The sequence below is a fragment of the Alcaligenes sp. HNGD-HTN06 genome, from assembly GCF_049932565.1.
GTDB classification, from domain to species: Bacteria; Pseudomonadota; Gammaproteobacteria; order Burkholderiales; family Burkholderiaceae_B; genus Alcaligenes; species Alcaligenes ammonioxydans.
Map to the genome: position 1 here is coordinate 2836262 of NZ_CP187782.1, position 14321 is coordinate 2850582.

Annotated in this window: 16 protein-coding genes; 9 read left to right on the top strand and 7 right to left on the bottom strand. The window is 57.7% G+C overall.

The window, feature by feature from the left end; all coding sequences use genetic code 11:
• Positions 1-83 precede the first annotated feature (83 nt).
• Together ACOZ42_RS13005 and ACOZ42_RS13010 are read right to left on the bottom strand one after the other, a co-directional pair.
• Positions 84-419, bottom strand: a complete 336-nt coding sequence (locus ACOZ42_RS13005) for an AzlD domain-containing protein (RefSeq protein ID WP_003803109.1) — start codon at positions 417-419, stop codon at positions 84-86.
• Entirely contained in the window at positions 419-1105 is a 687-nt protein-coding gene (locus ACOZ42_RS13010; protein WP_003803107.1) for an AzlC family ABC transporter permease, read from the bottom strand. The genes ACOZ42_RS13005 and ACOZ42_RS13010 overlap by 1 nt, the downstream gene beginning before the upstream one ends.
• Positions 1106-1391: 286 nt before the next feature.
• Between ACOZ42_RS13010 and ACOZ42_RS13015 the strand changes: the two genes are divergently transcribed.
• Positions 1392-1604, top strand: coding sequence for a zinc-finger domain-containing protein (locus ACOZ42_RS13015; protein ID WP_003803104.1), 213 nt, complete (start codon positions 1392-1394; stop codon positions 1602-1604).
• A 51-nt stretch (positions 1605-1655) separates the two neighbouring features.
• The gene (locus ACOZ42_RS13020; RefSeq protein ID WP_426345851.1) at positions 1656-2801 is read left to right on the top strand and encodes a YheT family hydrolase; all 1146 of its coding nucleotides are present in this window, start codon (positions 1656-1658) and stop codon (positions 2799-2801) included.
• A gap of 34 nt (positions 2802-2835) precedes the next feature.
• Here the strand turns inward: ACOZ42_RS13020 and ACOZ42_RS13025 are convergent, their stop codons facing one another.
• From ACOZ42_RS13025 to ACOZ42_RS13040, 4 genes are all read right to left on the bottom strand, one after another.
• A complete protein-coding gene (locus ACOZ42_RS13025) occupies positions 2836-4329 on the bottom strand; it encodes a M48 family metalloprotease (protein WP_003803101.1) in 1494 nt (497 codons plus the stop codon).
• A gap of 17 nt (positions 4330-4346) precedes the next feature.
• Positions 4347-5201 carry a cytochrome c oxidase assembly protein gene (locus tag ACOZ42_RS13030; RefSeq protein ID WP_131070836.1) on the bottom strand — a complete coding sequence of 285 codons (855 nt, stop codon included), beginning with the start codon at positions 5199-5201 and terminating at the stop codon, positions 4347-4349.
• A gap of 30 nt (positions 5202-5231) precedes the next feature.
• Entirely contained in the window at positions 5232-5567 is a 336-nt protein-coding gene (locus tag ACOZ42_RS13035) for a hypothetical protein (RefSeq protein ID WP_003803097.1), read from the bottom strand.
• Between the two features lie 341 nt (positions 5568-5908).
• Positions 5909-6394 (bottom strand): hypothetical protein, encoded by a 486-nt coding sequence (locus tag ACOZ42_RS13040; RefSeq protein ID WP_426345236.1) that lies wholly within the window; start codon positions 6392-6394, stop codon positions 5909-5911.
• 89 nt (positions 6395-6483) lie between these two features.
• Between ACOZ42_RS13040 and ACOZ42_RS13045 the strand changes: the two genes are divergently transcribed.
• The 6 genes from ACOZ42_RS13045 (at position 6484) to ruvA (ending at position 11798) form a co-directional block, all read left to right on the top strand.
• Entirely contained in the window at positions 6484-7644 is a 1161-nt protein-coding gene (locus ACOZ42_RS13045; RefSeq protein WP_003803094.1) for an FAD-dependent monooxygenase, read from the top strand.
• Positions 7645-7741: 97 nt separating this feature from the next.
• Positions 7742-8737 carry a tRNA dihydrouridine synthase DusB gene (dusB, locus tag ACOZ42_RS13050; RefSeq protein WP_003803091.1) on the top strand — a complete coding sequence of 332 codons (996 nt, stop codon included), beginning with the start codon at positions 7742-7744 and terminating at the stop codon, positions 8735-8737.
• A 55-nt stretch (positions 8738-8792) separates the two neighbouring features.
• The gene (locus ACOZ42_RS13055; RefSeq protein ID WP_003803089.1) at positions 8793-9032 is read left to right on the top strand and encodes a helix-turn-helix domain-containing protein; all 240 of its coding nucleotides are present in this window, start codon (positions 8793-8795) and stop codon (positions 9030-9032) included.
• Positions 9033-9058: 26 nt separating this feature from the next.
• Complete coding sequence (gene purH / locus ACOZ42_RS13060) at positions 9059-10651, top strand: bifunctional phosphoribosylaminoimidazolecarboxamide formyltransferase/IMP cyclohydrolase (RefSeq protein WP_003803087.1); 1593 nt, start codon at positions 9059-9061, stop codon at positions 10649-10651.
• Between the two features lies 1 nt (position 10652).
• Positions 10653-11198: a crossover junction endodeoxyribonuclease RuvC gene (ruvC, locus tag ACOZ42_RS13065; RefSeq protein WP_336579218.1), complete on the top strand. Its 546-nt coding sequence runs from the start codon at positions 10653-10655 to the stop codon at positions 11196-11198.
• Between the two features lie 18 nt (positions 11199-11216).
• Positions 11217-11798: a Holliday junction branch migration protein RuvA gene (ruvA, locus tag ACOZ42_RS13070; RefSeq protein ID WP_336579217.1), complete on the top strand. Its 582-nt coding sequence runs from the start codon at positions 11217-11219 to the stop codon at positions 11796-11798.
• A 288-nt stretch (positions 11799-12086) separates the two neighbouring features.
• Here the strand turns inward: ruvA and ACOZ42_RS13075 are convergent, their stop codons facing one another.
• A complete protein-coding gene (locus ACOZ42_RS13075) occupies positions 12087-13046 on the bottom strand; it encodes a threo-3-hydroxy-L-aspartate ammonia-lyase (protein ID WP_003803080.1) in 960 nt (319 codons plus the stop codon).
• Between the two features lie 201 nt (positions 13047-13247).
• Here ACOZ42_RS13075 and ruvB point away from each other — a divergent pair, with 201 nt between their 5' ends.
• On the top strand, positions 13248-14318 hold the full coding sequence (gene ruvB, locus ACOZ42_RS13080; RefSeq protein WP_003803078.1) for a Holliday junction branch migration DNA helicase RuvB: 1071 nt from the start codon (positions 13248-13250) through the stop codon (positions 14316-14318).
• The last annotated feature ends 3 nt before the right edge of the window (positions 14319-14321 follow it).

Below are 14321 nucleotides of genomic sequence, written 5' to 3' on the forward strand. Positions count from 1 at the left end.
AAGCATTTGTAACAATCCTATTTTAACTTATGCCCGCCTGCCTCAACAGCAGTGACGAACAGGTAAGTACTCGCGTCAGGATTTTAGGGCATCAAGGCACGTATCAGCCAGAACGCCACCATCCCGGCCACGATTACCCAAACAGCGTTACGGGTACGGATAAATACCAGCACAGCTACCAGGCTGGCCAGAGCTTTAATATCCAATCGGGGGGTGTCGCCGTAAGCCCAAGGCAAAAGTTCCGGGATGATGATTGCTGCCAGAGCAGCCACCGGAGCAAAGCGCAAGGCGCGCCGCATACGTTCGGTCAGGGGCAGCAGATCACCAAACATGAAATAGCCTGAGCGGGTGAGCAAGCTGCACAACACCAACAGGGCGATTGCACCCAAAACGTACCAATCATACTGCCAATCGCTCATCACCGTGCATCCCTATGCCGTTGCAGTTGTTCTGCCGCCACGCCCGCCAGCACGCCACCCAGCACCGCAGCGACCAGTCCTAAACGCAAGGGCAGCACCTGTCCGACCCACGCAATCACGCTGGCGGTTATCAGACAGGCCCACATGGCGCGGTTGTTGACCAGCGGAATCAACAGCGCCAGCAAAGCCAGAATGGCCGCAAACTCCAGCGACCAGGAAGGCGGCACATAGGCACTGAGCACAATGCCAGACAAGGAGGCAATCTGCCAACTTAACCAGCCAGGCAAAATAATGCCCAGGTAATACCAGAGATGCTCACGCGAGCCGCGCTCTTTGGCATCTCCATACTTGGACATGAACAACACAAACACCATATCGCTGGTGATATAGCCCAGGCCCAGGCGTTTTTTCCAGCTCAGATGACGAAAAAAGGGCTGCAGGGCCGCGCCAAAAATAATGAAGCGAATATTGACGATGAAACCGGCGGTAAAAATCAGCCACAAGGGCGCGTGAGACTCAATCAGGGGCAAGGCAGTGAGCTGGGCCGAGCCGGCATACACAAACAGCGTCATCAAGGTGGCTTCAACACCACTTAACCCCGACTTGACCATGGCCACGCCCGTTACAAACCCCCACACCACCGTGGCAATCAGGGCAGGAATAAAGTCGATAAAACCGGCGCGCATATGCACACGATCCTGTGCACGGGGCAACAAGGCCGATAATCTTGTGATGGCTGACACGCCGTCTCCTGAGATGTGCTGCCCGCAAGCGCTGAACAGCGGTGACAGCTTTACTTATGATTGGCCTTATTCTAGAAGCAAAACTCGGGCACGAACATCTTGCGCAGTCGATAAGGTCAAGAAAAAACAGGCCGTGTCTTGCTACAATCGCAACTCTAGGCACGTAATGTTCGGCACCGCCGCTACGTGTACGGTATGTTTACCCTTGTCATTGTTTATCAGGAACCCTATGAGCGCCGCTATCGAACCTAAAAAAGCAGATCACGAACTGATTATGGTCGGAGCCGACGATCTGCCCGTGCACTGCCCCCGTCCTGGCAGCCCACTGTGGAACATGCACCCTCGCGTGTATATCGATATCAGCAAAACCGGTGAGGCCGCCTGCCCTTACTGTGGTGCCCGCTACCGCCTGAAAGAAGGCGAGAAAGTTCACGGTCATTAATTTCTGAAACTGGCTTCGTTGGACCCTACTGCTTCCCCCTCTGGCAATGCGATGGAACCGGGCTTGGCGCCCGGAGTAGACGCGCAACCCTGGCGTCACGCCGATCCGGTCGCCCGCCTGGATTCCAGCGCCTGTCCCCTGCCGGCCTGGCTGCCTGGCGGACACCTGCAAACCATCCATGGGGCTTTTTTCGCCCGCCATCACCACATCGCCTTTGTTCGTCAAAGAATCGACACACCGGATGGTGACTTCCTGGATCTGGACTGGACCGGGCCCGGTCTGTTTGCCGACAAATTGGCTAGCGGCGCCACAGCTCAACCTGACGCCCACTTGTCGCGCACTGCCGCCCGACGCTGGATGCAAGACCAGGACTGGAACAGCTTGCCGGCGACGGCCGACACGCATGCCCTGGTCCTGTTTCACGGACTGGAAGGCAGCAGTCGCAGCCATTACATTCAGGCGATTGCGCAATATTTCCGCGCTCGTGGCTGGATTGTCGTGGTGGCCCATTTCCGGGGTTGCTCCGGCTTTCCCAATCGCATGGCACGCGCCTACTATTCGGGTGACTCTGAAGAGGTCAGCTTTATTCTGAATACGGTGCGCAAACATCTACCCCATGTGCGCTGGCATGCGGCCGGCACCTCACTGGGTGGCAATGCCATGCTCAAATACCTGGGCGAAGCGGGCGACGAGGTTTCCTGGCTGCAGGCCTGTGCGTCCATTTCGGTTCCGCTGGATCTGGTCGCCTGCGGTCGCTATCTGTCCGAGTCCCGCATGGGGCGCTGGTTCTACTCGCCCTATTTCCTCAAAAGCATGCGCAGCAAACTGCAGGACAAAGCCCATCGATTCCCCGGCATGGTCGATACCGCACGTCTGAATCAAGCGCGTACCTTGCGGGACTTTGACGATATTTATACGGCGCCGATGCATGGTTTCAGCCACGCCCTGGATTATTGGACACGCGCCTCCAGCAAACCCTTGCTGCGCCACATCAAAGTGCCCACACTGGTCCTGAATGCCCTGAACGACCCATTCGTGCCACAAGTCAGCCTGCCCACCATTCAGGATTGCTCGGACGCCATCTTGCTGCACCAGCCCGCACAAGGCGGGCATGTGGGTTTCATCACAGGGAGTATTCCCGGCAATATGGGGTGGTTGCCCGCACGCCTGGCCCGCTTCTTTGAAACCAATAGCTGATACCGACTGAGCTCACCGGCAAGCGGCGCATTGCTCAAGAGCGGAACCGCTCCAGCAAGACGCGCTCGCTTTCCACCCGTTCGCGTAATTGACGAATCTGGGTATCCAGCTCGGACTGCTGATAAAAATCCTGCGTCAAATTACGCGCCTGCTGCAGTTGTTCCACCGCGGTAGGCAAGGCCCCGACCAGTTGATAATACTCAGCCATGGCGCGCCGGGCTTTTACGCCATCCCCGAGGCGATCGTAAGTCTGGGCCAGCAACTGGTGCAGTTGCGGCTCATCGGGCCATTGCTTGATGCGCTCCAGCAAAAATGCCTGGGCCTGATCATTTTGACCCAACTGCTGCAGAACCTGCACATAGGCCAACGCCACTCCTTGGCTCTTGGGCCAACGCTGCCATGCCTGCTTGGCCAGATTCAGCGCGCCTTGTATGTCCCGATCGGCAATCGCAATGCGAATATCCAGGGTATCCAACTCGGGAGCCTGATACTTGCCCTGCGCTCGGGCCTGTGCCAAATGCGCACGCGCCTGCTCATAATCCTGACGTCCTTGCGCAATATAGGCCAGACCGTACTGGGCTGCCGAACGCTCCACCTCGCTTTGTGACTGATTCGTACTTTGCAGCGCCTGCTCCAATGCTCTCAGGGACTGCCCTCCTCCAGCCTGCAGCACCATCAGCTTGGCCCGGATATACCAGAATGAGGGCGTGTCCTGATACTGTTTGGCCGGCAAGCCCCGCACGCGGTTGCTGATATCCGACTCGCGTTGCTGAGACATGGGGTGCGTACTGGCGTATTCATTGGCAGTGGCCCGCTCGTTCAGGCGCGAGGCGGCAGCCAGGCGCTGAAACATCTGCACCATGCCTTGGGGCTCGTAGCCGGCCTTGAGCAGCATTTCAAAACCCAGCCGGTCGGCCTCCTGCTCAGCCTGACGCGAAAAACCCAGCTGACGATCCACCGCCGCCGCCTGACCAAACGCGGCTGCCCCCATCGCCAGATCGCCACTACCGGCCAAGGCGCCCAGCAAGGCGCCGGCCAGAGCGGCAATCAGCAAATGGTTGCTCTGTGCGCTTTGCGTAATGCCACGCGCCACGTGTCGCTGCGCTACGTGGGCGATTTCGTGAGCCAGCACCGAGGCCAGCTCGGACTCGGACTTCGACGCCGTAAACAACCCGCTATGAATGCCGATGTATCCCCCCGGCAATGCGAAAGCATTAATACTGCTATCGCGCAGGGCAAACACCGTGACGGGTTGTGCCATGGCGGGGCCATACTGGGCCAGCTTGCGACCCATGTCAGTCAGATACTGGTTGATGTCCGGGTCCGACACGTATTCAGGCGAACGCCTGCCCTGCTCCATGATGGCATTGCCCAAGGTACGCTCCAAAGCCGGCGACAGCTCGGCCCCCGAAGCCGCTCCCATGGAGGGAATCCCCACAGGCTGAGCCTGTACCGGCAGCACCGGACCGAAAGCCAGCGACAGGGCCAGACACAAAGACAAGGTGGAACGAGCAGGTCTAAACGACATGGATACTCCCGACAAAATCAATTGGCCCTGACCATCATAGCGCTGCCCGGCTTGCGCGATTCTGGCAAACGGTGACGCGTCGACAAACGCATCAACGTGCCTAAGGCATACAACAGGCCAAATACTTCCACCAAACCAGCCAGCACCCACATAATCAGGCCACCCATAACCTGATCCGCCAGGGCGTCCATACCTGGAATGGCACGACCACAGAGATCAAAAATCGGATAAAGGTCGTATTCGGTGAACGTGATGACGGCGCCCACGATCATTTGCGGCACCATCGTAATGACCGGCGAAAGTATACGCCCGCCCACCGACAAGCGGGCTGGAGGCGAAGGGCGACGATCCAGAATGAGGTTCCAGTACAGGATCCCGCTGATAACCACAGACCAGTTCATCAGACGGTACAGACGCCAGTCCAACATGGAGTAAAACTGCACCGTGGGCAGCATCCAGATCAGAACCAGAAAAACGAACAGGAAGGCAACCAGAATCGGGTTGGTCAAGATAGCCTGAACGCCTCGCCCAACAGGACGGCGCAGCCATTGCGCCAAGGCTCGACGCCCGCTCAGGGGCAGACCGGCACGCAAGGTTTGGCCGGGATAAGCCCCCATCAGGAACAAGGGACCCAGATGATGAAGAATCAAATGTTGGGCCCGATGGATGAAGAACATGCGCTCAGCGTAATAATCCAGGCGCGTGTGCAAGGAAAGGTAGAGAAGAATCAGGCCAATCCAAAAGAAGGACTGGCGCAAAAGATTGGGGCGGTGCACTTGCCGCCCCCGGACGTACAGAATAATGACCAGCAGAAAGGTCAATAGCAGAACAGGAGAGAACTCCCAGGGTGTCAGCCAGTCGAGCAAGGACATAGCAGCGCCATCCGCAAATCCAGTTGCGGTTTAGTTTATAGCAATACGCTCGCGCCCTGCCCACTTCACATTCAACACACCGGGATAATCCCGAATCAGCCGTGCGCGCTGCATCAGCTCGGCACGCAACTCGGGTGGGCAGGTCAACGTCACGCAGGCCGTATCATGCGTGTCGGAATGGTCAACCTGCACATTGGCCACACGGATACCCGCCGTATTCAGGTCTGAATAGATACGACGCCGAATCTGAGCCAGATCGCCACGTGGGCAGACAACCGTCAGGCGAGAGACGGACAAAGGAGCACGGGCACGCAGGGCAGAAGCCTGGATGCCGGCACGGCGCAAAAAGAGATCAAAAATACGCATACATTCCCCCTATTGCACATGAGCGTTGCAACACATCAGGATTCGAAAAAGCCAAGGGCTTTCCAGAGAATGAAATGGCGGGGAATTGAGGGCAGCAGAACAGCTGCCTGAGATACCACGCCCTGAAATTACCAGGACGCGGCAAGCTGTGAAGGAATCAGCGGGCCTGAACGCGCCTGGACATGGTTAGGTCGAACATAGATCGACTAGCACTGTCGCCGGGGTCGGGATTCACCACACAGCTCCTATAAAACGAAAGAACTTGCATTGTAACGTGCCCCTGCTTCCTTCACAAGGGAAGACCTGTGAAAAACCTTTACTTTACAAGGCACTTGATGTGTTTAATACACAGACAGATCCAGCCAGCCCAGGTAGCGGTACACCGCCATGATGATGTGTACCAGCCAGTACAGGCTAATGTTCACAAACGCGACGCTTGCGATAACGGCGGTCAAGACAGAAGGCCAGCCATGTTGATTATGCCGCTCGCTTTGCGGGTTGTAGAGAGCATCAAATTTTTTCGGATTGCGCAGGGCCAAGACCACCGCTTCGATTATCCCGGCGCTGACCGGCAAAATCAGCATGTTCGGGAACACATCGTCCAGCCCCTGCTTCCATGCCACCGTGCCCCCTATGGCCAATGCTGTCACCATCAAAGGGATATACCAGTAGCGACGACCCAGATACCAGCCATGCGCGCCGATCGCCCCCAACAGCAAGGACAGGCAGGCGGCGGTAAGCTGATGACGAAATGGTTTGGTCTGTTCCAATGACAAAGTCGGGTGGGGCATGCGGGGCATCCAGTCCGGGCTTGTGTTGTCAGCCATTGCTCACAGCTGTCACGGGCCTGACGGCAAATTGACAGCCACCTTCCCGTACAATACCCGAATTACTTCCTTGCCGTCATGAGGTTCCCATGAATGCCACTGACTACGACATCGCCATTTGTGGCGCCGGTCCCGTAGGCGCAGCTTTGGCGCTAATGCTGGCTGCCCAGCACCCAAATCCGTCACGTATCGCCGTTCTGGGGAAAAACTTCGACCTGGCCAGCACCGAACATGCACAGGGCGACCCGCGCACCCTGGCTCTCAATCACGGCAGCCGCCGCCTGATTGTGAACCAGCTCCAGGCCTGGCCGGAGCGCGCGGCCCTGATGCGCACCGTGCATGTTTCCCAGAAAGGACGACTGGGCCGCTGCCTGATTCAGGCTGACGAGCTGGGGGTGCCTGATCTGGGCGCCGTCGTCCATTACGACGATTTGCTCTGGGCCTTGCACGCTCGACTGCGAGACAGCGGCGTGACCCTGTTGCCCGCGCAGCAGGCGCAGACCCACAGCGCCCCCGGACAGATTCTGGTCGATCACGATAGCGGGCAGGCCACTGCCTTACTGGCCGTGCAATGCGATGGCGTCCGCCCCAAAGGGGTGCGCCGCGACTATGGTCAGCACGCATTGCTGACCACCGTGCGCGCCAGTCAGCCTCAAAGCGGCTGGGCTTATGAACGCTTTACGGAAAATGGTCCCTTTGCAGCCCTGCCCCATCCTGATGCGCCGGATCTGTACGCAATCGTCTGGTGCAACAGCCCTGAGCGCAGCCAGTCCCTGGCCGAACTACCTGTTGAGCAGTTCCAGACCGCCATGCTGCACGCCTTTGGCGAACGTTTGGGACAGCTGGAGCTGGTATCGAAACGCCACATTTTCCCCCTCGCCTTTCATGCCGGCCCCAGCCGCCTGTCCGAACGTCTGCTGGCCGTAGGCAATGCGGCCCAGACCCTTCATCCGGTGGCCGGCCAAGGCCTGAACCTGGGCTTGCGCGATGTCGCGCAATTGTCACAGTGCCTGGCGGCCTGGCAAGCAGATTGTCGGCAAAACCCAGACCCATTTCTGGCTCGTTACGCGCGCCTGCGTCGCCCTGATCGCTGGCTGACGGCGGCCATCACGGACACGCTGCCACGCTTGTTTGCGACCAGAAACCCATTGATCCAGCATGCCTGTGGTCTGGGGCTATTGGCCATGGACACCCTGCCTTTTGCCCGTCAGCCATTTGCCCGGCAACTTCTGCAAGGGATGCGCGCGTAAGCACACTGGCTGCCAAGGCCCCGAATCGGGGCTAACCCTTTTTTCTTCTTGCAAGTCCTTGCGCACGAACCGGTGTCGCAGGGTTAAAATCTTTCCCATGCGTATCGGCCCCTGGACCCTTCCCAACCCTATTTTCATTGCACCCATGGCGGGAGTCACAGATAGACCTTATCGTCGTCTGTGCAAGACCTTGGGCGCAGGCTATGCCGTCTCGGAAATGGCTGCCAGCAACAAGCGTTTGTGGGACAGCGTGAAAACATCACGGCGCCTCAATCACGAGGGCGAGGCCGATCCGGTGGCAGTACAGATTGCCGGTTCCGACCCCGAGATGATGGCCGAGGCAGCGGTGTTCAATATCCGCAAAGGCGCCCGCATCATTGATATCAATATGGGGTGTCCGGCCAAAAAAGTGTGCAATGTCGCCTCCGGTTCCGCCCTGCTGCGCGATGAGCCGCGCATCATCCAGATCCTTGAGCATGTTGTCAAGGCATGTACTCCCTACCAGGTTCCGGTTACACTCAAGACCCGCACCGGCTGGGATGCGCAATCGCGCAATGCTGTTCGTATTGCCCGCTTGGCCGAGGATATCGGCATCGCTGCTTTGACCTTGCATGGCCGCACCCGCTGCGACTTCTACCAGGGCCATGCCGAATACGACACCATACGCGAAGTCAAAAACAGTCTCTCTATTCCGGTCATCGCCAATGGGGATATCGATAGTCCCGAAAAGGCAAAATTCGTACTAGAGTACACCGGAGCGGATGCCGTCATGATAGGCCGAGCCGCGCAAGGACGCCCCTGGATTTTCCGGGAAATCCTGCATTATCTCGAGCATGGCGAACATCGCGCTGCCCCCACCTTTGGCGAGCTGCGCGATTGCATGATCGAACACCTGCAAGACCATTACGCTTTCTACGGGCAGCACACTGGAGTACGTACTGCCCGCAAGCACATAGGCTGGTATCTGTCGGACATGCCTGACGCCCGACACTGGCTGGATCAGATTAATCGTATCGAAAACTGTGCAGATCAATTAGAAGCCATTACTCAATGGTTTCAAGAATGCGACCTGGACCAGCCCTACCTGCAATAAAAGTCAGCCATGTGGCTCTTTTGTATTTAAGTACTTCGTATACCTTCAGAAAAAAATGTCAACGACCAACCCACTAGAACAGTCCGTACGTGAACGCCTCGAGCGCTATTTCGCCGATCTGGGCGAATCCGAGCCACGCGATCTGTTGTCGATGGTCATCTCGTGCGTGGAACGGCCTGTGCTGCAAGTTGCCCTGGAAAAATCCGCAGGCAATCAGTCCAAGGCCGCGGAAATGCTGGGCATCACGCGCAGTACCTTGCGCAAGAAGCTCAGTGCCCACAACCTGCAACCCTGATTCCTAACTCTCACGTCTCACCTTCCATGAAAATCCAGACAGCTCTTCTTTCTGTCTCCGACAAAACCGGTATTGTCGAGTTCGCCCAAGCACTTGCCCAACGTGGCGTGCGTCTCCTTTCCACAGGCGGCACGGCCAAGTTGCTGGCCCAGGCTGGCTTGACCGTCACCGAAGTGGCCCAGCACACTGGTTCGCCAGAAATTCTGGATGGCCGTGTCAAAACACTGCATCCAAAAATTCACGGTGGTCTGCTGGCTCGTCGCGACAGCGCCGAACACTTGAAGACGCTGGAAGAACACGACATTGACCGTATCGATCTGCTGGTCGTCAATCTTTACCCGTTCCGTGAAACCATCGCCAAGCCCGGCTGCACCTTCGCCGATGCGGTGGAAAACATTGATATTGGCGGCCCTGCCATGCTGCGTGCAGCAGCCAAAAATCACGGCACCCCCGAAGGCGGCGCCTGTGTCGTGATTGACCCTGTTGATTACGAACGCGTGCTGGCGGATATGGACGGCCCTGCCGGTCACCCTTCTTACGGCCTGCGTCTGGAACTGGCGGCCAAAGTGTATGCTCACACGGCCGCTTACGACGGCGCGATTGCCGCTTACCTGAGCAGCCTGGCTCAAGCCGAGCCCGCCCAGGACAGCGCCCCCGAAGTGAACACATGGCCCAATGTGCTGACTATTCAGCTCAAACAGGAACAGACCCTGCGTTACGGCGAAAACCCGCACCAAAGCGCTGCCTTTTACACAGACGGCACCATTGGCGACGGTCTGCTGGGCCGCTACAAGCAATTGCAGGGTAAAGAGCTGTCTTACAACAATATTGCAGACGCCGATGCAGCTTGGGAGTGTGTGCGCAGCTTTGATGCCGGCGCTTGCGTCATCGTCAAGCACGCCAACCCTTGCGGCGTGGCGCTGGGCGAAACTGCCCAAGAGTCTTACCGCAAAGCCTTCCAAACCGACCCAACTTCGGCCTTTGGCGGCATTATTGCCTTTAACCGCGAAGTGGACGAAGCCGCTGCCCAAGCGATCAGCAGCCAGTTTGTAGAAGTGCTGCTGGCACCTTCCTACACACAAGGCGCCTTGGACGTATTTGCTGCCAAAAAGAACGTACGCGTACTCAGCATTCAGCCTGGTCAGGCGCACAACGCCTTTGACGTGAAGCGTGTCGGCGGCGGCTGGTTGGTGCAAACACCTGACACGTTCCGCGACAACACCGAAGGCTTCAAGGTTGTGACGCAAGTTCAACCTACGGCTCAGCAAATGCAAGACATGCTGTTTGCCTGGAACGTGGCCAAGTACGTGAAATCGAACGCTATCGTGTTCTGCGGTCAGGGCATGACGCTGGGCGTGGGCGCAGGCCAGATGAGCCGTGTGGACTCCGCCCGCATCGCGTCCATCAAGGCTGAAAACGCTGGCTTGACCCTGCAGGGTTCAGCCGTCGCATCCGACGCCTTCTTCCCCTTCCGCGATGGTCTGGATGTGGTTGCCGAAGCGGGCGCCACCTGCGTGATTCAACCCGGCGGCAGCGTGCGTGATGACGAAGTCATCGCCGCCGCCAACGAGCGTGGTATTGCCATGGTCCTGACCGGCACACGCCACTTCCGTCACTAATATGCGAATCCTGGGCATAGACCCTGGCTTGCGTCGCACTGGTTTCGGAGTGATCGACGCCCAGGGGCCCAGCTTGCGCTATGTGGCCAGCGGGACCATTGTGGTCCCGCCTGATCTGCCTCTGGCAGAGCGGCTAAAGCTGATTCTGACTCACATCACGGAAGTGATTGAGCACAGCAAGCCCGATACCTCTGCGATCGAAAAAGTCTTTGTCAACAGCAACCCGGCCTCTACCCTTTTGCTGGGGCAAGCTCGGGGTGCCGCCTTGTGTGCGCTGGCTGTAGGTGGACTGGATGTGCATGAGTACACCGCTTTGCAGATCAAGAAAACCGTCACCGGCAGCGGTCATGCTGCCAAAGAACAAATCCAGCTGATGGTACAGCGGCTCCTGCAGCTGAACGGCCTGCCTGCGCCGGACTCGGCCGATGCCCTGGCCTGCGCCATCAGCCATGCTCATCACAGCAGTGTGGTGGGCGGCCTGCAAAAAAGCGGAGCCATCACCACCGGGCCGCGCCGTCGCATTCGCGCTGGCCGGATCTTGGGTTAACTATCCAGAAGGAATGTCATGATAGGTCGCATCCGGGGTACCTTGATCGAGAAACAACCGCCTACCATCTGTGTGGATGTGGGTGGGGTTGGTTATGAAATCGATGTGCCCATGAGTACGCTCTACCAAATGCCGGAACTGGGCGCACAGGTCAATCTGTACACCCACCTGGCTATTCGTGAAGATGCTCACGTGCTGTTTGGCTTTTCCAGCCTGAACGAGCGCAGCACGTTCAAGGCACTGATCAAAGTCACCGGCATCGGTGCCCGCACGGCCCTGTCCTTGCTCTCGGGCATGAGTGCTGAAGAGCTGGCCGATGCTATTACACGCCAGGAGACTTCCCGTCTGGTGAAGATCCCCGGTATAGGTAAAAAAACTGCCGAGCGTCTGTTACTGGAGTTGCGCGGCAAGCTGGGTGCGGACCTGGGTTCCAGCGGTACAGTCAGCGCGGTGCCCAACAGCCGGGATGACGTATTGCATGCTCTGGAAGCTTTGGGTTATTCCAGCAAGGAGGCCAGTATTGCTGTCAAAGCCTTGCCGGATGATATTGATGTGTCGGAAGGGATCAAGCAGGCACTGAAGTCGCTGTCACGCGCTTGATACCACACTGCCATGTATAAAAAAACCGGGCTGTTCATAGGAACGGCCCGGTTTCTTTGTCTATACAGGGGGCAACTTATCCATCATGACGCTTATTGATGAGATGAGGTACGGGCTAACTGCCCTATTGGCTTACTGTGGTCTGCTCGTTTGCTCGTTTGCTCGTTTGCTCGTTTGCTCGTTTGCTCGTTTGCTCGTTTGCTCGTTTGCTCGTTTGCAACTCCAGTTTGACCCGCTTTTTGAAACATGGGCAAGATCAATGCCTGCGTCTGCAACCCATTTAACGCATCAAGCAAGCAGACGCCCCAGGGCGGACACATCCACATTACCGCCACTGATCAGTACGCCCACCTTGCGGCCTTGCAAATCTCCCTGCCGCATTACCGCCGCGGCCCCCAAACAGCCTGTAGGCTCCACCACCATCTTCATGCGTTCCGCAAAAAAACGCATGGCCTGAACCAGCTCGGTATCAGGCACCGTCAAAATATCCGTCACCATGCTGCGAATCAACTCAAATGTCATCGGTGCCAACGCTTGGGTCAGTGCCCCATCCGCAATCGATGCAGGCGGCGCAATCTTGACGATCTCCCCACTGCGCAGGGACTGCTGGGCATCATCTCCTGCCTGCGGCTCCACCCCAAAGACTTCACAAGCCGGAGCCATGGCCTTGACCGCCAGCAAGCAGCCCGACAGCAAGCCACCGCCTCCTAAGGGCGCGTAGAACTGTTGCAAGTCCGGCACGTCCTGCAACAGCTCCAATGCGGCCGTACCCTGCCCCGCGATGACATCGGGATGTGCAAAGGGGGGAATCAGGGTCAACCCCTCACGATCCACCAACTCTTGTGCAATCTGGGCACGATCCTGGGTCAGGCGGTCATACTCGATCACTTTGGCACCATAGCCGCGCGTCGCAGCCAGTTTGGCAGCCGGAGCATCCGAATTCATGATGATGGTGGCCGGTATGCCCAAAAGCTTGGCCGACAAGGCGACCGCCTGCGCATGATTGCCAGAGGAAAAAGCCACGACACCTGCTTTTTTCTGCTGCTCGTTCAACTGCGCCAGCGCATTGAAGCCACCGCGAAACTTGAAAGCACCAATACGCTGAAAGTTCTCGCACTTGAAGTAGACTTCGCCATTCAGGCGCTCGTTCAAGGTGGCAGAAGTCAAGACTGGTGTACGGTGTGCCACAGGCGCCAAGCGTTCAGCGGCGGCTACAACATCAGCAAAAACAGGTAATTCCAGGGACATGGCTAAAATCTCGTTTGAAAACTCCAGTCCACATTATGGAGGATGCCTCGCAACGTGGCCTAGCCCTGAGTGCTTAAAACCGGGTTCCGGCACAAGGTGTGAAGCATGAGAGGTCTACGGCCGCTCATCCCACGCTGGTGACGGTACTCAAGCGGCTTGCGCTTGGTGTACCATACTGTATATTCAATCAGCGTAGTCATCATGGCCATTCATTCCGATTCGCTCTCCAGCCTGCCTTCTGAACAGCGCATCATCACGCCCAAGCCCCTGTCGCCCAACGAAGAGTCCATCGAACGCGCCTTGCGACCCAAGATGCTGGAGGACTATGTCGGGCAAGCCCGGGCCCGCGAACAGCTGGAAATCTTTATCGCGGCTGCTCGCCAGCGCCAGGAAGCGCTAGACCACGTCTTGCTGTTTGGCCCTCCCGGTTTGGGTAAAACCACCCTGGCTCACATCATTGCCCATGAAATGGGGGTGAACCTGCGCCAGACTTCCGGTCCCGTGCTGGAGCGTCCCGGTGATCTGGCCGCCTTGCTGACAAATCTGGAACCCAACGACGTTCTCTTTATTGACGAGATCCATCGCTTGTCCCCCGTCGTGGAGGAAATTCTGTATCCAGCGCTGGAAGACTTTCAAATTGATATCCTGATTGGCGAAGGCCCGGCCGCCCGCAGCGTCAAACTGGATTTGCAGCCCTTTACCCTGGTCGGCGCGACCACTCGCGCCGGCATGTTGACCAATCCCTTGCGCGACCGCTTTGGCATTGTGTCTCGCCTGGAGTTCTATGACGTCAAAGACCTGACGCATATCGTGGCGCGCAGTGCGGGGCTGCTTAATGTCAGCACAACCGATGAAGGCACTTACGAAATTGCCCGCCGTTCACGCGGCACACCACGTATCGCCAACCGGCTCTTGCGCCGGGTGCGCGACTACGCCGAAGTCAAAACCGGCGGCATCATCCATACCGAGTGTGCACAAGCCGCCCTGTCCATGCTGGAAGTGGACCCGCAAGGTCTGGATTTGATGGACAGAAAACTGCTGGAAGCCATCGTGCATAAATTCGACGGTGGCCCGGTGGGCGTAGACAGTCTGGCCGCTGCCATTGGTGAAGAGCGCGACACCATCGAAGATGTGATCGAACCGTATCTGATCCAGCACGGTTTTTTGCAACGCACCCCCAGGGGCCGTATTGCTACCCTGAACACCTGGCGTCACTTGGGGCTAACGCCTCCACGCAACACGCAGGGTCAGGATCTGTTCGACGCAGAATAAGTA